At 69.8% G+C, this 26,745-nt stretch carries 25 protein-coding genes; 18 read left to right on the top strand and 7 right to left on the bottom strand.

Going from position 1 to position 26,745, the window contains the following annotated elements:
- The first annotated feature begins 101 nt into the window (after window positions 1-101).
- Both ABT025_RS09420 and ABT025_RS09415 read left to right on the top strand, forming a co-directional pair.
- On the top strand, window positions 102-1,076 hold the full coding sequence (locus ABT025_RS09420; RefSeq protein ID WP_350991676.1) for an SGNH/GDSL hydrolase family protein: 975 nt from the start codon (window positions 102-104) through the stop codon (window positions 1,074-1,076).
- Window positions 1,077-1,423: 347 nt separating this feature from the next.
- A complete protein-coding gene (locus ABT025_RS09415; RefSeq protein WP_350991674.1) occupies window positions 1,424-2,701 on the top strand; it encodes an amidohydrolase in 1,278 nt (425 codons plus the stop codon).
- A 99-nt stretch (window positions 2,702-2,800) separates the two neighbouring features.
- Here ABT025_RS09415 and ABT025_RS09410 read toward each other — a convergent pair whose 3' ends face one another.
- A complete protein-coding gene (locus tag ABT025_RS09410; RefSeq protein WP_350991672.1) occupies window positions 2,801-3,385 on the bottom strand; it encodes a hypothetical protein in 585 nt (194 codons plus the stop codon).
- Window positions 3,386-3,514: 129 nt separating this feature from the next.
- On the opposite strand from ABT025_RS09410, the gene hemL reads away from it, so the two are divergent.
- The 7 genes from hemL (at window position 3,515) to ccsB (ending at window position 11,627) form a co-directional block, all read left to right on the top strand.
- Window positions 3,515-4,831 (top strand): glutamate-1-semialdehyde 2,1-aminomutase, encoded by a 1,317-nt coding sequence (hemL, locus tag ABT025_RS09405; RefSeq protein WP_350991670.1) that lies wholly within the window; start codon window positions 3,515-3,517, stop codon window positions 4,829-4,831.
- Window positions 4,828-5,529 carry a histidine phosphatase family protein gene (locus tag ABT025_RS09400; RefSeq protein ID WP_350991668.1) on the top strand — a complete coding sequence of 234 codons (702 nt, stop codon included), beginning with the start codon at window positions 4,828-4,830 and terminating at the stop codon, window positions 5,527-5,529. The genes hemL and ABT025_RS09400 overlap by 4 nt, the downstream gene beginning before the upstream one ends.
- Before the next feature lie 520 nt (window positions 5,530-6,049).
- A complete protein-coding gene (locus ABT025_RS09395; protein WP_350991666.1) occupies window positions 6,050-7,312 on the top strand; it encodes a polysaccharide deacetylase family protein in 1,263 nt (420 codons plus the stop codon).
- A gap of 67 nt (window positions 7,313-7,379) precedes the next feature.
- Window positions 7,380-7,988 (top strand): TlpA family protein disulfide reductase, encoded by a 609-nt coding sequence (locus tag ABT025_RS09390; protein ID WP_350991664.1) that lies wholly within the window; start codon window positions 7,380-7,382, stop codon window positions 7,986-7,988.
- Between the two features lie 4 nt (window positions 7,989-7,992).
- Window positions 7,993-8,754, top strand: coding sequence for a cytochrome c biogenesis CcdA family protein (locus ABT025_RS09385; protein ID WP_350991662.1), 762 nt, complete (start codon window positions 7,993-7,995; stop codon window positions 8,752-8,754).
- Window positions 8,755-8,760: 6 nt separating this feature from the next.
- Window positions 8,761-10,548 carry a cytochrome c biogenesis protein ResB gene (gene resB, locus ABT025_RS09380; protein WP_350991660.1) on the top strand — a complete coding sequence of 596 codons (1,788 nt, stop codon included), beginning with the start codon at window positions 8,761-8,763 and terminating at the stop codon, window positions 10,546-10,548.
- Window positions 10,545-11,627: a c-type cytochrome biogenesis protein CcsB gene (gene ccsB / locus ABT025_RS09375; protein WP_350991658.1), complete on the top strand. Its 1,083-nt coding sequence runs from the start codon at window positions 10,545-10,547 to the stop codon at window positions 11,625-11,627. Before resB ends, ccsB begins: the two co-directional genes overlap by 4 nt.
- 123 nt (window positions 11,628-11,750) lie before the next feature.
- On the opposite strand, the gene ABT025_RS09370 is transcribed toward ccsB, so the two are convergent.
- From ABT025_RS09370 to ABT025_RS09355, 4 genes are all read right to left on the bottom strand, one after another.
- A complete protein-coding gene (locus ABT025_RS09370; protein WP_350991656.1) occupies window positions 11,751-13,319 on the bottom strand; it encodes an ABC transporter substrate-binding protein in 1,569 nt (522 codons plus the stop codon).
- Complete coding sequence (locus tag ABT025_RS09365) at window positions 13,312-15,432, bottom strand: hypothetical protein (RefSeq protein ID WP_350991654.1); 2,121 nt, start codon at window positions 15,430-15,432, stop codon at window positions 13,312-13,314. Before ABT025_RS09365 ends, ABT025_RS09370 begins: the two co-directional genes overlap by 8 nt.
- A 126-nt stretch (window positions 15,433-15,558) precedes the next feature.
- Window positions 15,559-16,014 carry a nucleoside deaminase gene (locus ABT025_RS09360; protein ID WP_350991652.1) on the bottom strand — a complete coding sequence of 152 codons (456 nt, stop codon included), beginning with the start codon at window positions 16,012-16,014 and terminating at the stop codon, window positions 15,559-15,561.
- A complete protein-coding gene (locus ABT025_RS09355; RefSeq protein ID WP_350991650.1) occupies window positions 16,011-17,318 on the bottom strand; it encodes an aldehyde dehydrogenase family protein in 1,308 nt (435 codons plus the stop codon). Before ABT025_RS09355 ends, ABT025_RS09360 begins: the two co-directional genes overlap by 4 nt.
- Window positions 17,319-17,469: 151 nt before the next feature.
- Between ABT025_RS09355 and ABT025_RS09350 the strand changes: the two genes are divergently transcribed.
- A complete protein-coding gene (locus tag ABT025_RS09350; RefSeq protein ID WP_350991648.1) occupies window positions 17,470-17,934 on the top strand; it encodes a MarR family winged helix-turn-helix transcriptional regulator in 465 nt (154 codons plus the stop codon).
- Between the two features lie 18 nt (window positions 17,935-17,952).
- Here ABT025_RS09350 and ABT025_RS09345 read toward each other — a convergent pair whose 3' ends face one another.
- The gene (locus ABT025_RS09345; RefSeq protein ID WP_327710497.1) at window positions 17,953-18,351 is read right to left on the bottom strand and encodes a PLD nuclease N-terminal domain-containing protein; all 399 of its coding nucleotides are present in this window, start codon (window positions 18,349-18,351) and stop codon (window positions 17,953-17,955) included.
- A gap of 350 nt (window positions 18,352-18,701) precedes the next feature.
- Between ABT025_RS09345 and ABT025_RS09340 the strand changes: the two genes are divergently transcribed.
- From ABT025_RS09340 to ABT025_RS09330, 3 genes are all read left to right on the top strand, one after another.
- On the top strand, window positions 18,702-20,159 hold the full coding sequence (locus ABT025_RS09340) for a menaquinone biosynthesis decarboxylase (protein WP_350991646.1): 1,458 nt from the start codon (window positions 18,702-18,704) through the stop codon (window positions 20,157-20,159).
- The gene (mqnP, locus tag ABT025_RS09335; RefSeq protein WP_350991644.1) at window positions 20,156-21,073 is read left to right on the top strand and encodes a menaquinone biosynthesis prenyltransferase MqnP; all 918 of its coding nucleotides are present in this window, start codon (window positions 20,156-20,158) and stop codon (window positions 21,071-21,073) included. The genes ABT025_RS09340 and mqnP overlap by 4 nt, the downstream gene beginning before the upstream one ends.
- 82 nt (window positions 21,074-21,155) lie before the next feature.
- Entirely contained in the window at window positions 21,156-21,821 is a 666-nt protein-coding gene (locus ABT025_RS09330; RefSeq protein WP_350991642.1) for a UbiX family flavin prenyltransferase, read from the top strand.
- Between the two features lie 11 nt (window positions 21,822-21,832).
- Here the strand turns inward: ABT025_RS09330 and ABT025_RS09325 are convergent, their stop codons facing one another.
- Window positions 21,833-21,967: a hypothetical protein gene (locus ABT025_RS09325; protein ID WP_350991640.1), complete on the bottom strand. Its 135-nt coding sequence runs from the start codon at window positions 21,965-21,967 to the stop codon at window positions 21,833-21,835.
- A gap of 132 nt (window positions 21,968-22,099) precedes the next feature.
- Here ABT025_RS09325 and ABT025_RS09320 point away from each other — a divergent pair, with 132 nt between their 5' ends.
- The 5 genes from ABT025_RS09320 to ABT025_RS09300 all read left to right on the top strand — a co-directional run bounded on the left by ABT025_RS09320 (window position 22,100) and on the right by ABT025_RS09300 (window position 26,619).
- On the top strand, window positions 22,100-22,555 hold the full coding sequence (locus ABT025_RS09320) for an Lrp/AsnC family transcriptional regulator (RefSeq protein WP_311311891.1): 456 nt from the start codon (window positions 22,100-22,102) through the stop codon (window positions 22,553-22,555).
- A 49-nt stretch (window positions 22,556-22,604) separates the two neighbouring features.
- Window positions 22,605-23,768: an aminofutalosine synthase MqnE gene (gene mqnE, locus ABT025_RS09315; RefSeq protein ID WP_350991784.1), complete on the top strand. Its 1,164-nt coding sequence runs from the start codon at window positions 22,605-22,607 to the stop codon at window positions 23,766-23,768.
- Between the two features lie 122 nt (window positions 23,769-23,890).
- Window positions 23,891-24,415 (top strand): GNAT family N-acetyltransferase, encoded by a 525-nt coding sequence (locus ABT025_RS09310; protein WP_350991638.1) that lies wholly within the window; start codon window positions 23,891-23,893, stop codon window positions 24,413-24,415.
- 153 nt (window positions 24,416-24,568) lie between these two features.
- Window positions 24,569-24,826, top strand: coding sequence for a DUF4229 domain-containing protein (locus ABT025_RS09305; RefSeq protein ID WP_350991636.1), 258 nt, complete (start codon window positions 24,569-24,571; stop codon window positions 24,824-24,826).
- Between the two features lie 446 nt (window positions 24,827-25,272).
- Window positions 25,273-26,619 (top strand): dicarboxylate/amino acid:cation symporter, encoded by a 1,347-nt coding sequence (locus ABT025_RS09300; RefSeq protein WP_350991634.1) that lies wholly within the window; start codon window positions 25,273-25,275, stop codon window positions 26,617-26,619.
- Window positions 26,620-26,745: the final 126 nt, after the last annotated feature.

The raw sequence follows: 26,745 nt of genomic DNA, 5'->3' as shown, positions 1-26,745 counted from the left end.
AGATTCACGATCGATCATGACTGTCCGTAATGGATCTGGTGCGCTGAGTGACGATCCCTCTAGGGTCATGGCGTCACCGACACCGCATTTCTGGAGGATTCGTGCCAAGCGTCCGTACTCGACTCGCCGTACTCGGCTCCGCCGTGGCACTCGCCGCAGGTGCCCAGGTCCCCGTGCAGCTCGCCAACGCGCCCCAGGCGGCCGCAGCGGCGGCCCATGAGTGGGTGGCCCTGGGCGACTCGTACACCGCCGGGGTGATCCCGGCCGCGGGCGACACCTTCGAAGTCCCCCGCGACGGCTGCGAGCGCACCGACCTGTCCTACCCGCAGGTCATCGACCGCGACCTCGGCGGGCTCATCGAACTGACCAACGTCAGCTGCGGCGCCGCCACGATCGAGGACGTCACCTTCAGGGCGCAGGAGCCGATCGGCCGTCACCTGCCGCCCTTCTCCGAGGACCCGGACTACCCGTTCCCGCCGGTGCCGCCCCAGTCCGCCGCGGTGGGCGACGGGACCGACGTGGTCACGGTCGGGGTGGGCGGCAACACCCTCGGGTTCGAAGGCATCCTGCGCACCTGCCTGGAGCTCGGTTCGGGCAGCGGCGGCGTGGGCACCCCGTGCCGGGACGCGCTGGCCGACGGCATCCCCGACCGGCTGGCCAAGGTGAGCAAGGACTACGACGCCATGCTCGCCGTACTCCACGAGCGGGCTCCGGGCGCCAGGATCCTGGCCGTCGGCTACCCGACGGTCATCCCCAAGGACACCTCCAAATGCCGGTACAACGACCTGGAGCAGTTCGGGCCGATCACCCAGGGAGACCTGGACTGGCTGCGCCAGGACGTCATGGAGCCCCTCAACAAGGCCATCGAGAAGTCGGCCGGCAGCCATGACGCGACCGGTTTCGTCGACCTGTACGACTCCTCGCGGAACCACAGCGTCTGCGACGGCGGCAAGTGGGTCGAGGGCATCCTCGCCGACGGCTTCCAGCCCGCCCTCGTGCACCCCAACGCCCGCGGCCATCGCAACGCCTCCGATCACGTCACGGCGGCGATCCTGGACAGCATCGGCGTGAACTGACACCCGCGCCCCGCGCCCCGCGACCCCGCCAGGAACAGCGCCGGCGGTCCGGCCGTCACCCGCTCCCGCCGCTGACGGCCGGTCCGCGGGCGGACGGAGCGGCCCCTCGCTCGTTGCCGCACACCGGCCAGGTGTGCGGCCCGCGGTGCACCTCGACATCAGGCCCGTACCGCTCAGGGCCGAGGAGGGAGCCCGGTCCGCCGACGCGGTTCCCGGCCGTCGGCGCCCCGCGAGAGCCCGGAGGCCGGCGACGGGAACTGCGTACCCCGTCCCGTTCGGACGCCGGACTGTTCACCCGAACGCCCGCGCCACTGGCAGACGGGGCGGACTCTGCGAAGAGTGGCGGGATGAGCGACGATACGCGGCGCGACGCCGGCACACGGGTCCTGGACAGGCTGAACGAGATCCACCCGCGCCTGGAAGCGCTGTACAAGGACCTGCACGCGCATCCGGAGCTGTCGTTCGCCGAGACCCGGACGGCTGGTGTGGTGGCGGCCGACCTGGAACGGCTCGGGTTCGAGGTCACCACCGGCGTCGGACGTACCGGGGTGGTGGGTGTCCTGGCCAACGGCGAGGGGCCGAGGGTGTTCCTGCGCGCCGACTTCGACGCGTTGCCGGTGGAGGAGCAGACAGGGCTCGACTACGCCAGCAAGGCGACCGGCACCGACTCGGAGGGCCGCCGGGTACCGGTGATGCACGCCTGCGGGCACGACATGCACGTCGCCTGCCTGATCGGTGCGCTGGACCTGCTCGCCGGGGCGCGGGAATCGTGGTCCGGGACGGTCGTGGCGGTGTTCCAGCCGGCCGAGGAGCTCGGCTCCGGCGCGCAGGCCATGGTCGACGACGGGCTGTTCGACAGGGCGGGCACCCCTGACGTCGTCCTCGGCCAGCACGTGGCACCCGTCCCGACCGGGATGATCGCCTGCCACCCCGGGCCGGCCCTGGCGGCCACCGACGCGCTGCTGGTGCGGATGTTCGGCCGCGGCGCGCACGGAGCACGTCCCGAGGCGTCGATCGACCCGGTGGTCATGGCCGCCGCCACGGTGATGCGCCTGCAGACGGTGGTCTCGCGCGAGATCGCCGGCGGCGACACCGCCGTCGTCACCGTGGGCGCCCTCAACGCGGGGACGAAGGACAACGTCATTCCCGACGAGGCCGAACTCAAGCTCAACATCCGCACCTACACCCCCGAGGTCCGCGCCACCGTCCTCGGCGCGGTCACCCGCATCGTCAACGCCGAAGCCGCGGCCGCGGGAGCCGAACGCGACCCGGAGATCACCCCTGTCGACACCTTCCCCGTCCTGGTCAACGACCCGGCAGCCGTCGACCGCACCACCGGGGCGCTGCGCGCACACTTCGGCGAGCACACCGTCGTCGACATGGGACCGGCCACCGGCAGCGAGGACTGCGGAGTCCTGGCCACGGCCTCCGGGGCACCCATGTGCTACTGGTACTTCGGCGGCACCGACCCGGCCGCCTTCGAGACCGCCACGAAGAACGGGACCCTGGGGCGCGACATCCCCTCCAACCACTCCCCGCACTTCGCCCCGCTCATCAACCCCACCCTGGACAACGGCGTCCGGACCATGACCGTGGCAGCACTTGCCTGGCTCAGGACCCGCTGACTCCCCGGGGAACCCGGTCAGGGCCACGCCAGACCGGGGAACCGGGTCAGGGCCACGCCAGACCGGGGAACCGGGTCAGGGCCCGGACCGGGAAGCCGGTCAGGGCCACACCAGGCAGTAGGCCTGATGTCCCGCGTCGTGCAGGCGATAGCTGAAGTCCTGCCACTCGTGCAGCAGTTGGTAGACGTTGAACGCGTCACGCGGGCCACCGCGGTCCGGCACCGTCGACCAGATGAAGGCCGCGGCACCCACGGACTCCTCGCCCACGTCGCGCAGCGGGTCCACGACCGTCATGGGGAGCTTGACCACGGCGTAGTCGGGGTGCAGGACGACCAGCTCCAGCGGCGGGACCTTGTGCAGGGGTATGCCCTGTATGCCGGTGAGGACCATCGCGGCCACCGTCTCCGGCTTGATCTTGGTGAACATGCCGCCCATGCCCAGTTCGTCGCCGCCGAGCTCCTCGGGGCGCATGGAAATGGGCACGCGTGCGGCAGTGGCCCCGTCGGGAGCCCCGAAATACTTGTAGGTCACCCCCACCCGGCCACCACTCCTGCTTCCGGCTCCGATCTGAGCGCCGGCCTGTATGCCCTGCTTGCGCTCAGCCTCGCGCCGGTGCCGACCCCGCCGGGCAGGCTCGGGCCCCAGGTCGTCGGTCCCTTCGCCCACTCCGCCACCGCGATGCATATCTCATCCACCCGACTACTAACTAGGAGACACAGCCCCCGCCGCGCAACCCGATCATCGTGTCAGTGACCTCCCCCACGGGCGTGCGGTGAAACACCTGTCCGCAATACCGTCCGTGGCTCTGACACCATGGCATGTGTGAGCTTTCCCTATGACGCCCCAGTTTCGCAGACGCTTTTCGACCGCGCGTCCCTCGTGACGCCCGGTGGCGTGAACTCTCCTGTACGTGCCTTCCGGGCCGTGGGCGGTACGCCCCGCTTCATGGTCTCCGGTGCCGGTCCGTACCTCACCGATGCCGACGGTCGTGAGTATGTCGACCTCGTATGCTCGTGGGGGCCGATGATTCTCGGCCATTCCCACCCCGATGTCATCGCCGCAGTCCACGAGGCCGTCGCCCGCGGCACCTCGTTCGGTACGCCCGGCGAGGGCGAGGTCGCGCTCGCCGAGGAGATCGTGGCCCGGGTCGAGCCCGTGGAGCAGGTGCGGCTCGTGTCGTCCGGCACCGAGGCGACCATGTCCGCGATCCGCCTCGCCCGTGGTTTCACCGGCCGGGCCAAGATCGTGAAGTTCGCCGGCTGCTACCACGGTCACGTCGACGCGCTGCTCGCCGCCGCCGGGTCCGGGCTGGCGACCTTCGGTCTGCCGGACACGCCGGGTGTCACCGGCGCCCAGGCCGGCGACACGATCGTGCTGCCGTACAACGACCTGGAGGCCGTACGGGCCGCCTTCGCCGCGCAGCCGGGCGAGATCGCCTGCGTGATCACCGAGGCGTCGCCGGGCAACATGGGCGTCGTGCCGCCGCTGGACGGCTTCAACGCGGGGCTCAAGGAGCTCTGCGCGGCCAACGGCGCGCTGTACATCTCCGACGAGGTCATGACCGGCTTCCGTACGTCGAAGGCCGGCTGGTTCGGCATCGACGGGGTGCGGCCCGACCTGATGACGTTCGGCAAGGTCATGGGCGGCGGCTTCCCGGCCGCGGCGTTCGGCGGTCGCGCCGACGTGATGGCGCACCTGGCGCCCGTCGGCCCGGTCTACCAGGCCGGCACCCTCTCCGGTAACCCGGTCGCCACCGCCGCAGGCCTCGCCCAGCTGCGTCTGCTGGACGACGCCGCGTACGCGAAGGTCGACGCGGTCTCCGCTGAGATCCGGGGGCTGGTGAGCCAGGCCCTGGACAAGGAGGGGGTCGCGCACACCGTGCAGGCGGCGAGCAACATGTTCTCCGTCTTCTTCACGGACGGTCCGGTGCGCAACTACGACGACGCCAAGCGGCAGGAGGCCTTCCGCTTCACGCCGTTCTTCCACTCGATGCTGGCGCAGGGCGTCTATCTCCCGCCGTCCGCGTTCGAGTCGTGGTTCGTATCCACCGCCCACGACACCCGGGCCGTCGAGCGGATCGCCGCCGCGCTGCCCGCCGCAGCCCGCGCCGCATCGGAGGCCACCGCATGAGCGAGACCAGCAGCAACACCGGGCGCAAGGACATCACCGTCGTCCACCTGATGCGCCACGGAGAGGTGCACAACCCGGAGGGCGTGCTGTACGGGCGCCGCCCCGGCTACCACCTGTCCGAGCTCGGCCGGCAGATGGCCGACCGGGTCGCCGAGCACCTGGACGAGCGCGACATCACGCATGTCGTCGCCTCCCCGCTGGAGCGGGCCCAGGAGACGGCGACGCCGATCGCCAAGACGCACGGCCTGGACCTCGCCACCGACAAGCGGCTCATCGAGGCCGCCAACGTCTTCGAGGGCAAGACCTTCGGTGTCGGCGACGGGGCACTGCGCAAGCCGGACAACTGGAAGCACCTGACGAACCCGTTCCGGCCGTCGTGGGGTGAGCCCTACGTCGAGCAGGTCGTACGGATGATGGGCGCCCTGGACGCGGCGCGCGACGCCGCACGTGGCCATGAGGCGGTGTGCGTGAGCCACCAGCTGCCGATCTGGATCGTCCGCAGCTTCGTGGAGCGGCGGCGGCTGTGGCACGACCCGCGCAAGCGGCAGTGCACGCTCGCCTCGCTGACCAGCTTCACGTACCAGGGCGACAAGATCGTGTCGGTCGGGTACTCGGAGCCGGCCCGGGACCTGGTGCCGGCGCATCTGCTTGCGGGGGCGAAGCCGGTGAAGGGGGCGTCGAAGGGGTTCGGCGCGTAGCCGGCCCTTGGGCCGGAGTTTTCGGGGTCGGGCCCGCCCGGACGGGCCGGCGGGTGGGCCTGAGGGGTGGCCCGGTGGGTGGGTCCGGGCGCGGCCCGGTGGTCGTGTTGCCCTCAATCTCCCTCATGACCTCAGGGCATTGGGGGGACCCCTCGGCGGGCTCGATTCGGTCGCCGCGGTCCGCGATGTGACTGCTGGTCCGGTCGGCTCTCCGGTCCGCGGTGCGGGCCGGACTGGCTTGATTTAGCCGCTCCGGTCCGCGATGTGGGCCGGGTGGGCTCGATCTGCCCTCTGCAGCTGCTGGTCATTTGTAAGCCGACCGGGCGGAATTCATCCGTCCGGGGTTTCGGCATGCCGTTTTTGAGGGGGTTTCGGGGTCGATCTTGCGTTCGGTCATGGTCGGGGTCTGGTTCCGTAAAGAATTGTGTGCTAATTCGCGGAACCTTCGTGTTGCTTCACTCATCTAAGCCTTTGGCAGTTTGTATGGACTTGAGGCAAAACGACCGCAGATGGGAACGGCATGCGCGACATCAGCCGAAGGGGTTTGCTCGGAGCCGGACTTGGGGCCGCGGCCGCCGTCGGGGTGGCGGGCTGCAGTTCTTCCGGTGCTTCTCATACGGGCGGGCCCGGGCCCGACAAGGGCGCCAAGGGCGACATGGGGGCCGACGGCGCGGTCAAGGGCAACGGACCCGCCAAGAAGGACGTCCGCGCGATCGGGGACGGTTCCACCGCCGACACGGGGAAGCAGCCGCACCAGCCGTCCGCGCCCGTTCCGCTCGAACCCGGCCAGAAGCCGCCGCAGTTCGTGATCTTTTCCTGGGACGGTGCCGGAGAGGTCGGCAACGGACTGTTCCCGCGTTTTCTGGAACTCGCCAAGCAGCACGACGCGGCGATGACCTTCTTCCTCTCCGGGCTCTATCTGCTGCCCGAATCGAAGAAAACCCTCTACCGCCCGCCCAACAACCCCATCGGCGCCTCCGACATCGGTTATCTCACCGACGGTCACATCAAGGAGACGCTGGACAACGTGCGCCAGGCCTGGCTCGACGGCCACGAGATCGGCACGCACTTCAACGGGCATTTCTGCGGCGGGTCCGGATCGGTGGGCGACTGGTCGGCCTCCCAGTGGCAGAGCGAAATCGATCAGTCGATCTCCTTCGTCACCGAATGGCGCACCAACACCGGCTGGACCGACCTCGACCCACTGCCTTTCGATTACCGCAAGGAACTCATCGGCGGCCGTACGCCCTGTCTGCTCGGACAGGACAATCTGCTGCCCACGGCGAAGAAGCTGGGCTGGCGCTACGACGCCAGTTCGCCCGGCGGCACCCAGGTCTGGCCCACCAAGCGCATGGACGTGTGGGACCTGCCGCTCCAGGGCATCCCGTTCCCCGGGCACAGCTTCGAGGTCCTCTCCATGGACTACAACATCCTGGCCAACCAGTCGCTGAATTCGACCAAGGGAATGCCGTCCCGGTATCCGGGCTGGCGTGATCAGGCGACACAGTCGTACATCAGCGGTTTCCAGCGTGCGTACGAGACCAACCGCGCGCCCTTCTACATCGGAAACCACTTCGAGGAGTGGAACGGCGGCATCTATATGGATGCGGTCGAGGACGCGCTCAAGCACATCGCGGGGAAGCCGGATGTGCGCCTCGTCTCCTTCCGGCAGTTCGTCGACTGGCTCGACGTCCAGGATCCCGCGGTGCTCGCGAAGCTCCGTACGCTGGAGGTCGGACAGGCACCCGACGGCGGCTGGAACACCTTCTTTAAACAAGCCTGACAACGGGCTTTACGGGCACCGAGGGGGGTGCCCAAGATCCCCGAAACCGCCATGCGAAACTTTTCACATGAGCTATGGCCGCGCATCCCGACGCCGCTTCACCCTGCTCGCCGCCCCCGCGGCGGCCGCCGCGCTCGCCCTGACGCTGACCGCGTGCGATTCGGGCAGTGAGGTCACTGGCGGTGGCGATACGAACTTCGTCACCGGCAAGGGCGGAATCGCCACCGCGGCCAAGGGCGATCGTGTCGACGCCCCGAAGCTCGACGGCGAGAACCTGGACGGCAAGAAGCTCGACCTCGCGGACTACAAGGGCAAGGTCATCGTCCTGAACGCCTGGGGCTCGTGGTGCGCCCCCTGCCGGCTGGAGTCGAAGTACTTCACCAAGGTGGCCAAGGCCACCGAGGACCAGGGCGTCCAGTTCGTCGGGGTCAACACCCGCGACCTGGAACGGGCCCAGGCCGTCAGCTTCGAGAAGGACTACAAGGTCACCTACCCCAGCTTCTACGACCCGGCCGGGAAGCTCCTGCTGCGCTTCCCCAAGGGAACGTTCAGGCTCCAGTCCATTCCGTCGACCGTCGTCATCGACCGGGACGGGAAGCTGGCCGCCCGCTTCGTGGGCCCGCTCGACGACACCCAGCTCCACAAGATGATCGACCCGCTGATCGCGGAGAAGTGATCAGGTGATCACCCTCGCCGCCGCCACCCAGAACGACACCGTGCTGAGCGGGGCACTGCTGGTGGCCCTGCCCATCGCCCTGCTCGGCGGACTCGTCTCCTTCTTCTCGCCCTGCGTCCTGCCCCTCGTGCCCGGCTACCTCAGCTACGTCACCGGAGTCAGCGGCGCCGACCTGGCCGACGCCCGGCGGGGGCGCATGGTCGCGGGCGCCTCGCTCTTCGTCGCAGGCTTCACCGCCGTGTTCGTCTCCGGCGGTGCGCTCTTCGGCTACTTCGGCGACACGCTCCAGGCGAACAGCGGCCCGCTCACCAAGGTCCTCGGCGTGCTGATGATCCTCATGGGGATCTTCTTCATGGGCCTCATGCCGTGGATGACCCAGCGCGAGTTCCGTATCCACAAGAAGCCGGTGACCGGCCTCGTGGGCGCCCCGCTGCTCGGCGCGCTCTTCGGGATCGGCTGGACCCCCTGCCTCGGGCCGACGCTGAGCTCGGTGAGCATCCTGGCGATGGACCAGGGCACCGCCGGACGCGGGGCGATACTGACCGTCGCCTACTGCCTCGGCCTCGGCATCCCCTTCGTGCTCGCTGCCGTCGCCTTCCGCAAGGCGCTCGGCGCGTTCGGCTGGGTCAAGCGCCACTACGCATGGGTGATGCGCATCGGCGGCGGCATGATGATCGTGACCGGGCTGCTCCTGCTGACCGGCGCGTGGGGCAGCATGATGCAGGAACTACAGGGCTGGTCCGCCGGCTTCACGGTGGGGATCTGAGTACCGATGAGCAACACCAAGTCCAACCCGTCCCAGGAGCGCGAGCGCCCCGACGAGCGGGAGGTACGCGCCGAGCAGGACCGGGAGACCGCCCAGGAGCTCGGCGCCGCCGGCTCCCAGCTCTCCACCGCCCCGCGCGAGGAGGCGCTGGCGAACCTTCCCGCCATGGGCGTCATCGGCTGGGCGCGCTGGTTCTGGCGCCAGCTCACCTCCATGCGGGTCGCGCTGATCCTGCTCTTCCTGCTGTCGCTCGGCGCCATCCCCGGCTCGCTGATCCCGCAGAACAGCGTCGACGAGCTCAAGGTGCAGACCTTCAAGGGGCTGCACACCACCGTCTCGCCGGTCTACGAGAAGCTCCAGTTCTTCGACGTCTACAGCTCGGTGTGGTTCTCCGCGATCTACATCCTGCTGTTCATCTCCCTCATCGGCTGCATCGTGCCGCGCACCGGCACGTTCATCGGCCAGCTGCGCAGCCGTCCGCCGCTTGCCCCCAAGCGCCTGACCCGGCTGCCCGCGTACACCACCTGGCGCACCGAGGCGGAGCCGGAGCAGGTACACGAGGCCGCGCTCAGGATGATGCGCAGGCGCCGCTACCGGGCCCACGTCGGCGGGGACGCGGTCGCCGCCGAGAAGGGCTATCTGCGCGAGGCCGGGAACCTGATGTTCCACATCGCGCTGATCGTGATGCTGGTGGCCTTCGCCACGGGTCAGCTCTTCAAGTCGGAGGGCGCCAAGCTGGTCGTCGAGGGTGACGGGTTCTCCAACACGACCACCCAGTACGACAACTTCAAGTCCGGTTCGCTCTTCGACGAGGACTCGCTGGTCCCCTTCAGCTTCAACCTCGACGACTTCGTCGGAACGTACGAGCGCAGCGGTCCGCAGATCGGCACGCCCCGGACGTACGAGGCCCGGATCACGTACTCCGAGGGCGCCTACGGCAAGCCGCGGAAGTCCGTCATCAAGGTCAACGAGCCCCTCGTCGTCGACGGCACGAAGGTCTATCTCAACGCCCACGGCTACGCGCCCGTCGTCTCCGTCAAGGACGGCCGGGGCAAGGAGGTCTACAAGGCCGCCGTGCCGCTGCTGCCCATCGACAACAACGTCACCTCGTCCGGTGCGATCAAGGTCCTCGACGGCTACCGCGACAAGAACGGCAAGAAGGAGCAGCTGGGCTTCCAGGCGTTCTTCGTGCCGACCTTCGCCGGCAACGGCAAGGGCACGATGTTCTCGCAGTTCCCCGCCGCCGACATGCCCGTCCTCGCGATCAACGGCTTCCACGGCTCCATCGGCGTGGACTCCGGCCTGGCACAGAACGTGTACCAGCTGGACACGTCGAAGATGAAGGAGTTCAAGGACTCCAAGGGCGAGCAGCTCAAGCAGCGGCTGCTCGTCGGCGAGACGATGAAGCTGCCCGACGGCGCCGGCTCGATCACCTTCGAGGGCCTCCAGGAGTGGGCGAGCTTCCAGATCTCGGAGCAGCCCGCCAGCGGCTGGGCGCTCACCGGGGCCATCGGTGCGATCGCCGGACTCGCCGGTTCCCTGTTCATCCAGCGGCGCCGGGTCTGGATCCGTGCCGTACGCGGCGCCGACGGCGTCACCGTCGTCGAAATGGCGGGGCTCGGCCGCAGCGAGTCCGCGAAGCTTCCCGAGGAGCTGGCCGATCTCGCGGTCACGCTCAACGCCGTCGCGCCCACCGCGCCCGGCCCAGACACCGACCCCGACTCCGATCCGGACACCGGCACCCCTGTCGCCGCAGCGTCCTCCGCAGAACCTTCCGAAGGGGCTGAGAAGTGAATCTCGCCGCCGCAACCAACGAGAATCTGGCACACACCAGCAATGTGCTGATCTATTCGTCGATGGCCGTCTACACCCTGGCCTTCTTCGCGCACATCGCCGAGTGGGTGTTCGGGTCCCGCAGCAAGGTCGGCCGTACCGCCGCCGAGCTGACCGCCGAGCAGGCCGCCACCGGCACGGTGAAGGTCCAGGTCGCGCAGAAGGGCGGCACCACCGCCGTCCTGGAGCGGCCGAAGATCGTCACGCGTTCCGCGGCCGGGTCGCGCGACGTGCCGGACGGGCCCGGCGCCGCGGGCGGCACCTTCAAGGGTGACCTCTACGGCCGGATCGCGGTCTCCATGACCGTGCTCGCCTTCCTCATCCAGGCGGGCGGGGTCGTCGCCCGCGCCCTGTCCGTGCAGCGCGCCCCCTGGGGCAACATGTACGAGTTCTCCATCACCTTCTCCACGGTGGCGGTCGGCGCGTACCTGGTTCTGCTCGCACTGAAGAAGAACGTCCGCTGGATGGGCCTGATCCTGATCACCGCCATCCTGCTGGACCTCGGCCTCGCGACCACGGTCCTCTACACCTCCAGCGACCAGCTGGTGCCCGCACTGCACTCGTACTGGCTGTGGATCCACGTCTCCACCGCCATCATCTGCGGTGCCGTGTTCTTCATCGGCGGCATCGGCACCCTGATCTACCTCTTCCGCGACAGCTACGAGAGCAAGATCGCCAACGGTGGGAAGCCGGGCACGTTCGCCCACTCGGTGCTCTCCCGGATGCCGTCCGCTTCGAGCCTCGACAAGTTCTCGTACCGGATCAACGCCGCCGTCTTCCCGCTGTGGACGTTCACGATCATCGCGGGCGCGATCTGGGCCGGAGACGCCTGGGGCCGCTACTGGGGCTGGGACCCCAAGGAGGTCTGGTCCTTCATCACCTGGGTCGCGTACGCCTGCTACCTGCACGCCCGCGCCACCGCCGGATGGAAGGGCCGCAAGGCCGCCTACCTGGCGCTGATCGCCTTCGGCTGCTGGATCTTCAACTACTACGGCGTCAACATCTTCGTCACCGGCAAGCACTCCTACGCCGGCGTCTGAACCGCCCGGGCCCTCCGTCCGGACCACGCCGCAGACGCGCGTGCCGGACCCGGCGAGCCCCCTGCGCAACACGGCTGCCCGTCCCCGCTCCGGCGGGGGCGGGCAGCCGTTCCGTATCCCGCGTCAGGGCGTGGACGACGGAGGCAGGCACTGCTCCTTCGGCGGCTTCCCCTCCGGCCAGGCCAGTGCCGAGAACCGCTGATGCGGCGGGTCCGGTGCGAGCTCCACCACCGGGACGGCCTTGTTGTAAGGGTTGCCGTGGTTGTCCAGGCAGATCCAGCCGCTGGCACCCCGCACCCGCAGGGACCCCTTCACCCGTGGCCACTGGCCGCCCACGTCCTCCAGGCCCGGCAGCTCCTTCCCGTCGGTGGTCGCCCGCCGGATCCCCGCCACCGCCAGCGTCATCGCGTCATGGGCGATGATCAACTGCCCGTCGGTCAGGTCCTCGTGCGCGGTCGCCCCGATCGGACCCACCGGCTTCCTGCCCACCTCGGCCAGCAGGTCGGTGAACGCCCGGTAGTCCTCCGCCGAACCGCCCGTCGGCTGCTTCTTCCCCGCCGCCACCGCGGGCCAGGCGTCCGGATGCGCCAGCGAGGCGTAGCGGACCGTCACCTTGCGCCGCAGCGCGTTCCGGTCGAGCTTCCTGTCGTCACCCAGGTACGAGCCCTCGTCACCGGTGAGGACCGTGAAGCGGCGGTTCTGACAGCCGCGTGCGCCCAGCGCGTTGACGAACTGGCGCAGCTGGACGTGGCGCCCGGCGAAGAACACCGTGTCCGCGTCCGTGTCGCAGATGAGATGGGTGATCTGCTCGAACGTGTTGGCCGTGGTCCCCTCGTCGTACGGATCCTTCCGCGAGGTGAACAGCTGCGGCTCGTACTTCGACCCCTTCAGCAGCGTGCTGAACGCCGACTTCAGGGTGTCCGTGTAGTGGTCGCCGCTGCGGGTGTCCTGCACCAGCAGCGCCTTGTCCGCCTTCACCTCACCGAACGAGGCGAGGGCGCGGGCCTCGTCCCGGTTGGTCGGCGACACCCGGGCCAGACCGGGGAACGGGTCGCCGTCGGGGCCGTTGGCGATGTCGTCGGCGGTGATCGTGGAGCCGACGACCGGAATCCCCGCCCCGGTCAGCTCCTTGACCGCCTCCTTGGACTGCGTACGGCTGATCGCGACCCCGGACACCGCGCGCAGCCGGTCCGGAGCCCCCGTCATCGTCAGCAGCCGGTCCACCACCGGGCGCCACTGCAGGCTGTTGTTCCCGGTGTTGGCGAGCACCACCCGGATCTGCGGGACCTGCCCGTTCGCGTGGTGGTTGGCCCGGTACTGCGCGGCGAACGCCCCCTGGAGCTCGTGCAGGACCTTCGTCCGCATCGACGCGTCGGTCGAGGTCAGCGGGAGCAGCAGGGCCACCGTCGCGTACGGGACGTCCTTCTTCAGCGAGCGGTTCTCCCGGCCGATCGCCGCGGCGGCCGACGTCAGCTGCGCCTGCCCGAAGTCGTAGCCGTCCCCGGACACCCCGACGCACTCGTCGCTGCCCTGCGGCCTCTCCACCCCCGTCGCGCAGGAACGGTTCTCGGGTGCGGTGACGCGGTCCACCCCGTACCAGCCGGCCGTGACCAGCAGGGCGGCCACCACCGACGTGGTGACGATCTTCTGCCGGGTGGTCCACCACAGGCGGTACCGCAGCGGGTTACGCATCCGGACCACCGTCCCTGCGGCCGTGCGATCCGGCCCGGCCCGGCCCGGGCGCCCCCGGCGGCATGGACAGTGCCCGCCAGTCCCGCAGGTCACGAGGCCAGTGCGTGGCCGCGTCCCAGAGCACCGCGTGCCCCGTCGCATGCCTGCCGGACAACTGCCGCAGTTCGTGCGCCATCTTGTCGATCACCTCTTCGTCGGGCAGGGCCAGCGGATCGGACAGCAGCCAGACGGCGTGGAGCAGCCGCCGCAACTGCAGCTGGAGTTCGGCATCCCGCTCGCCGAGTCCGGCGAGAGCCGACCGTTCGTCGTCCGACGCGGCCGCCCGCCCCAGCGCGACGGCCCGCCGCGGATCGGGACCGGTGCTGCCCGGCGGACGCGGGAACGGGGCCGAGGCGATGAACCGCAGCGAGTCGAGCCAGCGCGGCACATCGGGCCGGGCGAACTGCACCCGCAGGTGTGTCACACAGTCCTCCGTCGCGCCCAGCACCAGCTCCTGGTGCAGCCGGTGCGGCTCGCTCGGGAACCTGCCCCCGGCGGCGTACGCCGAACGCAGCGTCTCGTGCACCGCACGCCACACCGCGTAGTACGGCGGGTCGTCGTCCTGGAACCGCAGCCGGTGCAGCAGCAGCGCCCGCAGCAGCGGATCGGCGACGAAGTGCTCGGTACCCACCGGCCAGTCCTCCGACCGCAGCGCGTCCCGCACCCGCAGCGCCACATCGCCGTCCAGCGACTCCCCGCGCAGCCGCGTCGTGGCCAGCAGCCGAGCCGAGTCCTCGCCGTGCGCGGCGGCCAGCACGCTCAGCACGTCCGGGCGCTGCCCCGGCAGGAGCCGCACCAGCAGCTCGTCGGCCACCCGTACCGGAGGCCGGTCCTCGCGCAGCTCCACGGTGCTGTCCAGCAACGCCCCCGGCACCAGGGCGCCCGGCTCCGGCGACTCGCCCGCCGCCTGCGCGAGCAGCGCCACCCCGAGCGGCCGGCCGCCCGTCAGCCGGTGCACCCCGCGTGCCAGCCCGGCGGGGGTGCGGCCGTGCGGATCGTGCCGGTCGAGCGCGGAGCGCACATGTCCCGCGTCCAGGGGGGTGAGGGCGACCGCCAGGATGCCGGATGTCACCTCCGTGCCCCGTGTCCAGTGCGAGGCGTGCGCCACCTCGGGCAGCCGCCGGCGCACGGCATGGCTCAGCCCCGCGTGGTCGTGGATGCGGGAGGACGCGAACACCGCGATCTGGTCCCGCGCCCCGCTCGCGCGCTGCCGCAGCACCGGTTCGACCAGCTGCCGGCCCAAGGGGGTGTGCGCGTTGTCGAGGAGCAGCACCGGGCGGCCCCGCCGGGCGCCGCGCGCCATCCCGCGGTAGGCGCGCACCAGGTCGGCGACCAGGGCCAGCACCAGATGGTCCTCGGCGCGGCGGCGCAGATCGCCGCCGCGCTCGAAGTCGACCGCCAACTGCCGCAGTCCGATGCGTCCGTTGCCGCCCGCGTGCGGATACGTTCCGTACCAGTCCGCCGCCCGCCGCTGGAACCGGCTGAACGTCTCCTCCAGCACCGTCTCCACGGTCGCCTCGGCCACCATGCCCGCCATCGGCGCCACCGAGTCGAACGCCCCGGCCGCCAGCTTCGTCAGCACCTTGGTGACCCAGCCCGTCGCGGCGTCGCCCCGGGTGTCGAGCGTGGCCATCACCGGGCCGAGCGACTGAAGATCACGCTGGGCCCGCGACTCGTCCTCCCGGCGCCAGGAGACCGAGGCCACGGCCACCAGCCCCAGACTGAGGCGGGGGAACTGCACCGGACGGGCCGCGTGCACCCGTGCCGTGAGCTGTGTGGCCAGTTCCGGCAGCACCCCGGTCACCGGTGTCCAGCCGGGCCCCGGGTCCGCGGGCGGCAGCACGGTCTCGCAGTCCACCAGGGCGACCGGGGTGATCTCCCGGTACACGTTGCGCAGTTGCTTGAGCACGGCCGTCTTGCCCATGCCGCGGCCGCCCGTCAGCACCGCGACCGGCGGGTCCTCGGCGTGCTCGCAGACGACCCGCCGCGCACCGTGTGGAGTGAGACCGGTCAGTCGCGCCGCAAGTCCGTCGTCACCGAAAACTGCCTCGCGCCCGTACAGATCTCTCTCCACAGCACCCCCAGCGCCGACGCCCGCCGCGATCTGTCACTCCGTCAACACCAGGATATCGGCCGGGTGTTGGAGGGAGGTGAAGAATTTCGAACGATCGGCCCGGGGTGTGATGCCGGGCAGCGGAACTCAGCCGTCGCCGATGTCCTCGTTCCACAGCGCCGGGTGCTCCCGTACGAATCCGCGCATGAGCTCCGCACACGCCGCGTCGTCCAGCAGCACGACCTCCACGCCGTGCCGGGCCAGCCAGTCGTGCCCGCCGCGGAAGGTCTCGGCCTCGCCGATCACCACCCGCGAGATCCCGAACTGCCGTACCAGTCCTGAGCAGTACCAGCACGGGGAAAGTGTCGTCACCATCGTCGTGCCCCGGTACGAGCGCTGCCGCCCGGCAGCCCGGAAGGCGGCCGTCTCCGCGTGCGTCGACGGATCGCCGTCCTGGACCCGGCGGTTGCGGCCGCGGCCGAGCAGCGTGCCGTCCGCCCCGTACAGGGCGGCGCCGATCGGGATGCCGCCCTCGGCGAGCCCGGCGCGGGCCTCGGCGAGGGCGGTCGCCAGCCACTCCGTGTCCCGGCCGGCCGGGCTCATGACGGCATCGGGGTGTCCAGGACCGCCTTGCGGTGGCTGAACGTCTCCAGCGAGTACCGGCCGTGGTAACTCCCCATCCCGCTCTCGCCGACCCCGCCGAACGGCAGGTCCGACACCGTGAGATGGGCCAGCGGCAGCCCGATGCCGACCGCGCCCGACGACGTCTCGCCGATCAGCCGCTCACGTACGGCGTCCGAATCGGTGAACGCGTACAGCGCCAGCGGCTTGTCGCGGTCGTTGATGAACGCGATCGCCTCGTCCAGACCGCCGACCGTCACGATCGGGAGCACCGGGCCGAAGATCTCCTCCCGCATCACGGGCGCGTCCGGCGCCACGTCGGCCAGCACGGTCGGGGCGATGTACTTGCTGTCCCGGTCGTACGTCCCGCCGGTCACCGCTCGACCGGAGCCCAGCAGAGCTGTCAGCCGGTCGAAGTGGCGGTGGTTCACGATCCGCCCGTACTCCGGGTGCGTCGAGGCGTCCGCCCCGAAGAGCCCCTCGACCGCGGCGGCGAGCGCGTCCGCGAGGGCGGCGCCGGTCTCCGGGTCGGTCAGCACGTAGTCGGGGGCCACGCAGGTCTGGCCCGCGTTCAGGAACTTGCCGGCCGCCAGCCGGCCCGCCACCGCCTTCAGGTCCGTGTCGCGGTCCACGAAGACCGGTGACTTGCCGCCCAGTTCGAGCGTCACGGGGGTGAGGTGCTTCGCCGCCGCGGCCATCACGATCCGGCCCACCGTGCCGTTGCCGGTGTAGAAGATGTGGTCGAAGCGCTCGGCGAGCAGTGCGGTGGTCTCGGGGACCGCCCCCTCCACGACGGCGACCGCGTCCGTGTCCAGATACCGCGGCAGCAGCCGCGCGACGGCGGCGGAGGTCGCGGGCGCCAGCTCGCTCGGCTTGACCACCACCGCGTTGCCCCCGGCCAGCGCGCCGACGACCGGGGCGAGCAGCAGCTGCGCCGGGTAGTTCCAGGGTGCGATGACCAGGACGACGCCGAGCGGGTCCTGCACGGTGTGCGCCTTCGCCGCGCCCAGCGAGGCCGGTACGGGAGCGGGCTCGGGCCGCAGCCAGTCGGCCAGGTGCTCCAGCGTGTGGTCGATCTCGCGGATCGTGAAGTCGATCTCGGTGCGGTACGCCTCCTTGCGGCTCTTGCCGAGGTCGGCGTTGAGCGCGTCGGCGAGTTCGTCACCGCGCTCGGTGAGCAGCGCTCGCAGCTGCCGGAGCTGTCCCGTGCGCCAGTCGAGGCTCTTGGTGCGCCCGGTGCGGAAGGTGGCGCGGAGATGGGCGACGGTCTCGGGAACGGAGGGCATGGGGGTACTCCCTGCGGTGAGCGGAATGCGGCTGAACACCGGCGAGGCCGGCATGGAACTTGATATGCTCAAGTAATACAGTTCATGTAACTGCCAAAAATTGAGCATGTCAAATAAATGTCGGCGGACGCCGATCGAAGAATGGCCGACCATGACCACCGCACCGACGCCCCGCGCCGCCACTGCTCCGGACGATCGACCCGTCCCGACCCCGGAGGACCTCCTGGAGCCCCTGGCCCTCGTCGTCCGCGGCCACCACGACGACCTCACCGCCGTCGCCGCCCGTCACGGCCTGTCGACCTCGCAGGCCCGCGCGCTGATCGCGCTCAACGAACCCATGCCCATGAGCGCGCTCGCCGCCCACCTGGTCTGCGACGCGTCCAACGCCACCGGTCTCGTCGGCCGCATGGAGACCCGCGGCCTGGTCCGCCGGACCCCGGCCCCCGACGACCGCCGCTCCAAGGTCGCGAGCCGCACCCCCGAAGGCACGGCCCTCGCCCACACCATCCGCGCCGAGATGCGCGCGGTGCACGGCGCACTCGAAGCACTCACCCCCGAGGAGCGCACAGCACTGCTGCCCCTGCTCAACAAGCTGGGGCAGCAGTTGTACGCGTGACCGGGGTTCGGGTCCGGGTCAGGAAGCGGGCGGGGTCGAACCCTCCGGCCCGCTCTCCCGCCGCTTGAGCTCGTCCTCGCGGCGGCGCAGGTCCGCCTCCCAGTCCTTGAGGACGGCCTCGTCCTTCTCGTTCTCGTCCTTGAGCGACTTCAGGAAGTCGGGATTGTCGTCGGGCGCCACCCACTGCTGACGGTGGTTGCGGTGCCATTCGGACGGCGTACGGCCTCCGGCCGGCACCTCGCGCATCTTGCCCGCTGCCAGCCACACGATCGGGCCGACGATCCAGAACAGCAGGATGATGAAGACCCAGGCGATCTTCGGCAGGTGCTTGGCCTCGTCCTCCGGGGTGTTCAGGCAGTCGATGAACGCGTAGATCGTCAGCGCCAGAGGCAGGAGATAGATCAGGGCCCGGAACATGGTGGAAGGTCCCCCCGAGGAGAGTTGGCGGGGCAATGCCCCGCCCCGGTGACGGGCCCAGGGTAGCGGGTGTCACTTACGCCCTACGGCGAGCAGGCGGGAACTGGCGGCAAGCAGGTCCGGGTACGGGTCGGCCATGCGGGCCGTCGCCGGCGCAGAGGCGAACACGCGCGATCCGGTGAGGGATTCCGGGGCGTGCCGTCCGGTGGCTCTCAGCAGTGCCCAGGTGGGGCCGGGGCCGTGAAGCGTCGACCGGGCCGCCGGATTCCCGGCGTGCAACCGCGGGAGCCGGTGGCTGAGGTGGGGGAGCCCTGTCGGCTGACGGCAGGGAGGATGCCAAACTTGGCCCCATGGCTTACGACGATCTTCGATCCCTCCTCCGGGCTCTGGAGCGCGAGGGCGAGCTCAAGCGCATCAAGGCCGAGGTCGACCCCTACCTGGAGGTCGGTGAGATCGTCGACCGGGTGAACAAGGCCGGCGGACCCGCGCTGCTCTTCGAGAACGTCAAGGGCTCCTCGATGCCCCTGGCCATGAACGTCTTCGGCACCGACAAGCGCCTCCTCAAGGCGCTCGGGCTGAAGTCCTACTCCGACATCAGCGACAAGATCGGCGGACTCCTCAAGCCCGAGCTGCCGCACGGCTTCGTCGGCGTCCGGGAGGCCTTCGGCAAGCTCGGCACGATGGTGCACGTACCGCCGAAGAGGGTGAAGAGCGAGAACGCCCCCGTCCAGGAGATCGTCCTCACCGGCGACGACGTGGACCTGGACCAGCTGCCCGCGCTGTTCACCTGGCCCAAGGACGGCGGCTCCTTCTTCAACCTGGGGCTCACGCACACCAAGCACCCCGAGACCGGCGTCCGGAACCTGGGTCTCTACCGCCTCCAGCGCCACGACCGCCGCACCATCGGGATGCACTGGCAGATCCACAAGGACAGCCGCAACCACTACCAGGTCGCCGCCGCGCGCGGTGAGCGGCTGCCGGTCGCCATCGCCTTCGGGGCCCCGCCCGCGGTGACGTACGCCTCCACCGCGCCGCTGCCCGGGGACATCGACGAGTACCTCTTCGCCGGGTTCATCCAGGGCAAGCGCATCGAGATGGTCGACTGCAAGACCGTCCCGCTCCAGGTCCCGGCCAACGCCGAGGTCGTCATCGAGGGGTGGCTGGAGCCCGGGGAGATGCTTCCCGAGGGGCCGTTCGGCGACCACACCGGTTTCTACACCCCGCAGGAGCCGTTCCCCGCGCTGACCATCGACTGCGTGACCATGCGGAAGCGGCCGCTGCTCCAGTCCATCGTGGTCGGCCGCCCGCCGACCGAGGACGGTCCGCTGGGGCGGGCCACCGAGCGCTTCTTCCTGCCGCTGCTCAAGATCATCGTCCCGGACATCGTGGACTACCACCTGCCCGAGTCCGGCGGTTTCCACAACTGCGCGATCGTCTCGATCGACAAGAAGTACCCGAAGCACGCCCAGAAGGTGATGAGCGCGATCTGGGGCGCGCACATGATGTCGCTGACGAAGCTGATCGTCGTCGTGGACTCCGACTGCGACGTCCACGATCTGCACGAGGTCTCCTGGCGAGCGCTCGGCAACACCGACTACGCGCGTGACCTCACCGTCGCCGAGGGGCCCGTCGACCATCTCGACCACGCCTCCTACCAGCAGTTCTGGGGCGGCAAGGCGGGCATCGACGCGACGAAGAAGTGGCCCGAGGAGGGCTACACCCGGGACGGGGGCTGGCCGGACATGGTCGAGTCCGACCCGGAGACTTCCGATCGGGTGACACGACGCTGGAAGGAATACGGCCTGTGAGCGCCGCCGAAGCGACCCTGGGCTCCGGGCCCGCGCAACCGAGCAGCAAGGTCAAGGCGTTCCTGCGGCTCGTGATGATCGAGCACTCGGTCTTCGCACTGCCCTTCGCGTACATCGCCGCCCTGACCGCGATGTTCCTGGACGACGGGTCGATCCAGTGGGTCACGCTGCTGCTGGTCACCGTCGCGATGGTCGGGCTGCGCACGTTCGCGATGGCGGCGAACCGGATCATCGACCGGGAGATCGACGCCCGTAATCCCCGCACCGCCGGCCGCGAACTGGTGACCGGTGCCGTGTCGGTGAAGTCGGCGTGGACGGGCGCGCTCGTCGCCGTCGTCGTGTTCCTCGGGGCGGCGGCCCTGCTGAATCCGCTCTGTCTGGCGCTGGCGCCGATCGCCGTGATCCCGATGGTCGTCTACCCGTACGGCAAGCGGTTCACGAACTACCCGCACGCGATCCTGGGCATCGCCCAGGCCATGGGGCCGGTCGGTGCCTGGCTGGCGGTGACGGGCAGCTGGTCGTGGGACGCGGTGATCCTGGGTCTCGCCGTCGGCGTCTGGATCGGTGGCTTCGACCTGATCTTCGCCTGCCAGGACGTGCAGGCCGACCGCGCCCACGGCGTGCTGTCCGTCCCGGCGCGCTTCGGCGTCCCGGCGGCGCTGTGGGGCGCGCGGGTCTGCCACGTGGTGACGACGGGCCTGCTGGCCTGGTTCGGTCTGGCCACGGAGGCCGGGCTCTTCTACTGGATCGGCATGGTGATCGTCGCCGTGGCCTTCGTCTACGAGCACCGGGTGGTGCGGCCGCACGATCTCTCAAGGCTGAACCGGGCGTTCTTCCAGGTCAACGGATTCATCGGGATCGCGCTGTTCGCGTGCGCGCTGCTGGACCTGCTGGTGCGGGGTCTGGCCGTGTAGCACCCGCGACGGGCCCGAACTCCTGACGCTCCGGTGGAGCGGGGCGCCGGATAGGCTCGGGGGTGTGGATTCCGGGACTTCAGTGAGTCAGCAGCAGCGAAAGCCTTGGATTGTCGGGGTTTCGGGCGCTTCGGGCACCCCATTCGCCGCTTCCGTGCTGCGCGGCCTGCTAGCCGCGGGGGAGAGCGTCGATCTGGTGGTGAGCCGGGCCTCGCGGCTGACGCTGCTGGACGAGACGGGGATCGCGTTCCGCGACGCGCACTGGCAGGAGGACCTGGCCGGCTGGCTGGCGCGGGGCGCGGACGGGAAGCCGCACACCTTCGACGTGGACGTGTCCGGTGTACGGCACTGGGCGGCCGGCGATCTGGCCGCGGGGCCGTCCTCGGGGTCGTACCCGGCGAAGGGGATGCTGATCGTGCCCGCGTCGACGGCGTGCGTGGCCGGGGTGGCGCTCGGGCTTTCGAAGGACCTGCTGCAGCGGGCCGCGAGCGTGACGCTCAAGGAGCGGCGGAAGCTGGTCGTCGCGGTGCGCGAGACGCCGCTGAACGGCCAGACGCTGAAGCACATGGTGACCCTGGACGAGGCGGGCGCGGTCGTGCTGCCCGCCTCTCCGGCGTTCTACGCGGGGGCGACGCATATCCAGGATCTGGTGGATTTCGTCGCGGGGCGGGTGCTGGACGCGGCAGGAGTGCCGCACCGGCTGTACCGCCGCTGGGAAGGAGAGCTCGGTGGCGGCTCTCGCGGCTGATCCGGGTGGGGTCAGCGCTTCTTGGGGGTCCGCGGGCTGCGGCTCTTGTCGACCCGGTGGGCCGCGGCGGGCTTATGGGCACGCGAGCGGTTGGCCAGGTCCTGCAGCTCGCGCATCCGGGCGTAGGCCATCTCGATCGTGTACACGGTGTATCCACTCCTGAAGATTCGAAAGCATTTTTTGGAAGTTCGGAAAGATTTGCAGGCCCTGAAGCCTGCATGCCTTAGATTCTACACGTAGACTCGCGATACTGCTGAACAATGGAAGGTTTCAGTCACATGGACGCGGTGGACAGGCAGCTCATCCAGGCCCTCAGGGAGAACGGCAGGGCCTCGTACGCCGAGCTGGGACGGCTCGTGGGGCTCTCCGGGCCCAGCGTCACCGACCGCATCAACCGGCTGGAAACCGCCGGTGTCATCACCGGCTACCGCGCCACCGTCGACGCCGCCTCGCTGGGCCTCGGGGTCACGGCACTGATCGGCATCTCGCTCTCGGACGCCGCCGACCACGAGGACGTGGCGCGCCGGCTGAAGGACCTCGCCGAGATCGAGGACGCGTGGTTCATCGCGGGCGACGACTCCTACATGCTCAAGGTCCGGGTCGGTGACGTGGACGGCCTGGAGAAGACCATCCGCCGGCTCAGCGGGACCAAGGGCGTCTCGCGGACGCGCACGACGATCGTGCTCTCCACGAAGTGGGAGAACCGGGTCGGGGACCTTCCCGAAGAGGGCTAGGCGTACGGTGAGCTGAAGTCTGTTACGGAGAGATATGGGAGGCGCCCTAGTGGACGCGGGACTCAAGCGCGAGCTGGAGCAGAAGGTCCGGGACGGTGAGCGGCTGACCCGCGAGGACGGGATCGCGCTCTACGAGTCCGACGACCTGGCCTGGCTCGGCGGTCTGGCCCATGAGGTGCGTACGCGGCTGAACGGCGACGTCGTCCACTTCAACGTCAACCGTCACCTCAACATGACCAACGTGTGCACCGCCTCGTGCGCGTACTGCTCCTTCCAGCGCAAGCCGGGGGAGAAGGACGCGTACACGATGCGCATCGAGGAGGCCGTCCGTCTCGCGAAGGCGATGGAGGGCGAGAGCCTCACCGAGCTGCACATCGTCAACGGGCTGCACCCCACCCTGCCGTGGCGCTACTACCCGCGTTCGCTGAGCGCGCTGAAGGAAGCGCTGCCGGAGGTCTCCCTCAAGGCGTTCACCGCCACCGAGATCCACCACTTCGAGACGATCTCGGGGCTCTCCGCCTCCGAGATCCTCGACGAGCTCATCGAGGCCGGTCTGGAGTCGCTGACCGGTGGCGGTGCGGAGATCTTCGACTGGGAGGTCCGCCAGCACATCGTCGACCACGCCACCCACTGGGAGGACTGGTCGCGCATCCACCGGCTCGCGCACGAGAAGGGTCTCAAGACCCCGGCGACGATGCTGTACGGGCACATCGAGGAGCCCCGTCACCGCGTCGACCACGTGCTGCGGCTGCGTGAGCTGCAGGACGAGACCGGCGGCTTCCAGGTCTTCATCCCGCTGCGCTACCAGCACGACTTCGTGGACATGAAGGACGGCAAGGTCCGCAACAAGCTCCAGGCGCGGACGACGATGGCGACGGGCGCGGAGGCGCTGAAGACCTTCGCGGTCTCCCGGCTGCTGTTCGACAACGTTCCGCACGTCAAGGTCTTCTGGGTGATGCACGGCGTGCAGACCGCCCAGCTGGCGCTCCAGCACGGCGCGGACGACATGGACGGCTCGGTCGTCGAGTACAAGATCACGCACGACGCGGACAACTACGGCACGCCGAACAAGCTCGGCCGTGAGGATCTGCTGGACCTGATCCGCGACGCGGGCTTCCGGCCCGTGGAGCGCAACACCCGGTACGAGATCATCCGCGAGTACCCGGGCCCGGACGCGGAGCGGCGCGAGTCGCCGCAGCCGATGCGGGTCTGACGCGGCGCGCGCCCCGTCGCGCGCAGCACTGTACGAAAGCTCCGGCCGCCGTCCCCGGCCGGAGCTTTCTCGCGTTCCGGACGGTGGTTGAGCCGACGGCACGTAATGGTTAATCTGCGGCTATGGCACTTACGTTTGAGCTGGATCCCAAGTTCGACCGGTCCGTGCGGGACGGCATAGCCACGCTCTGGGCCGACGTGTCCAACGCGGGTGGCGCGGTGGGATTCGTGCCGCCCGTGACGGACCAGGACGTCCGGCCCGAGCTCGTCAAGCACCTGGTCGCGATGGCCGAGGGCCGGACCCGGCTGCTGGTCGGCCACGACGAGGACGGCACCGTCGCCGCCACGGCCTTCCTCGCCCACAACACGCACCGGCTCATGTCGCACTGGCTCTGGATCTACACCGTGATGGTCCACCCCCGCCACCAGGGCCGCGGCTACGGACGCGACCTGATGGCCGCGGCCGCCGACGCCGCCCGCGCCCTCGACGGCATCGAGGCCATCCGGCTCACCTGCCGCGGCGGCACCGGCGCCGACCGTTTCTACGCCGCCTGCGGGTACAAGGAGGTCGGACGGGTGCCGGGGGCGATCCGGGTGGCCGAGGGCGACGACCGCGACGACGTCGTCATGCTGCTTCCGCTCGGCTGAGCGCGGGCAGCGGGGCCCGAAGGGGCGCCCGGCAGGCCCTCCGAACTGATCGATTGCGGGGCATGCTTCACTGGTCGGGCAGGACTGTCGTACGTAGAGAGAGGGCAAGCTGTGTCCGCTGCCAAGCCGAGTGCAACGATCCGGTACACCGCGATGCGTCTCAGCATCTTCGTCGGCTGCCTCGTCGTCGCCGCCATCGCCGTCAACTTCGGGATCATCCCCTCCGGCGCCGGGGGATCCAACATCGTCTGGGTCGTCCTGCTCGCGCTGGTGCTCTCCGCTCCGCTCAGCTACGTACTGCTGCGCAAGCAGCGTGACGAGATGTCCGAGCAGATCGTGTCCTCGGTCGACCGCGCCAAGGCCCGCCTCGAAGCGAACCGCACCCGCGAGGACAGCGTCACCCAGCAGTGATTCGGTGAGGGTGAAGTAAGGACTTTGTAAGCTTCCTCACACCCACGTCTTTTCTTTTCGAAACCCCAGCACCGGAGCAGGCGCTCCTGTACTGGGGTTTTCGCGTTCCCGGGGGCCGGGAGGCGGGTCGTGGCCCACTCCTCGGCCCCTCGCGGGATCAAAGAAGACCTTTGAGGTTCTCAAAGTTCAAGTGTTAACGTGTTCGACATGAAGACAGCTGTGCGCCTCCGACCTGCCACGAGCATTCCGCTCGTGGAGCGCCTGCATGTCGATCTCTGCCGCTGTATGTCCGCGGTCTGTTGCCGCAACGTCTGATACCGGCATCATGCAGCGGCGCCGCCCTGTCCGGCCCTGATCCACCGGACAGACCCTGACGCGGGCGCCGCACCCCCGTCCCCCCCGCACCGTCCCCGTGCGTCCCGATGCGTCACATCTGGAGTGTGTCCGTGTCCGCGAACCCCGCGTCCGCCACCACCGATGAGCCCTCCGGCTCCGGTTTCCGCATACCCAAGGTCCCGTTCTGGGCCCAGATCGTCGCCGGTCTCGTCCTCGGCGTCCTGCTCGGCTGGCTCACCCGCAGCTACGACATCGAGTGGCTCTACACCACGCTCGACAAGGTCGGCCACATCTTCGTCCAGCTGCTGAAGCTGGCCGTCGCGCCCCTCGTCTTCTTCGCGATCCTGGTGTCGATCACCAACCTGCGCAAGGTCAACAACGCCGCCAGGCTGGCCACCCGCACGCTGCTCTGGTTCATGATCACCTCGCTCATCGCGGTCGCCATCGGCCTCGCGATCGGCCTGATCACCAACCCGGGCTCCGGCACCGGCCTCACCCCGAAGGACGGCAAGCTCCCCGAGCACGCGGGCTCCTGGCTCGACTTCCTGACCGGCATCATCCCGGACAACGTGATCACGCCGTTCACCGAGCTGAACGTCCTGCAGATCGTCTTCATGGCCGCCGTCGCCGGTATCGCCGCACTCAAGCTCGGCGAGAAGGCCCAGCCGATCCTCACCCTCAGCGAGTCGATCCTGGAGCTCCTCCAGAAGGCCCTGTGGTGGGTCATCCGCCTCGCCCCCCTCGGCACCGTCGGCCTCATCGGCTACGCCATCGCCGACTACGGCTGGGACCTGATCGGCAAGTACGCGACCTTCACCGCCGACGTGTACATCGGCTGCGCCCTGGTGATGTTCGGCGTCTACCCGCTGCTGCTCGCCACCGTCGCCAAGGTCAGCCCGCTCCAGTTCTTCAAGGGCGCCTGGCCCGCGATCCAGCTGGCCTTCGTCTCCCGCTCGTCGGTCGGCACGATGCCGGTCACCCAGAAGGTCACCGAGCGCCTCGGCGTCCCGAAGGAGTACGCCTCCTTCGCCGTCCCGTTCGGCGCGACGACCAAGATGGACGGCTGCGCCGCGATCTACCCGGCCCTCGCCGCGATCTTCATCGCGCAGATCTTCGACGTGCAGCTGGGTGTCGGTGACTACATCCTCATCGCGTTCGTCTCGGTGATCGGCTCGGCGGCCACCGCCGGCCTCACCGGCGCCACGGTCATGCTGACCCTGACGCTGTCGACGCTGGGCCTCCCGCTGGAGGGTGTCGGCCTGCTGATGGCGATCGACCCGATCCTGGACATGATGCGGACGGCGACGAACGTGGCCGGCCAGGCGCTCGTCCCGGTGATCGTCTCGGCCCGCGAGAAGATCCTCGACCACGACGCGTACAACTCGGCCTCGGCCTCCCCGGTCGACGACTTCGAGGTGCAGGACGTCGAGCCGGAGCGGGTGGCGGTCGCCGCCTGACCCCGCACGCACGACGACAGGAGCGCCCCCGGTCCGCAGCGACCGGGGGCGCTCCTGTGCGTCGTGGTCATGCGGCCGCTCCCCGCGGAGGCGACCACTTCCGGCCGTTCGGGCCGTACGACGACG

The sequence above is a fragment of the Streptomyces sp. NPDC002809 genome (assembly GCF_040295435.1).
GTDB lineage: Bacteria > Actinomycetota > Actinomycetes > Streptomycetales > Streptomycetaceae > Streptomyces.
This window is presented reverse-complemented; position numbering and strand designations above follow the sequence as displayed.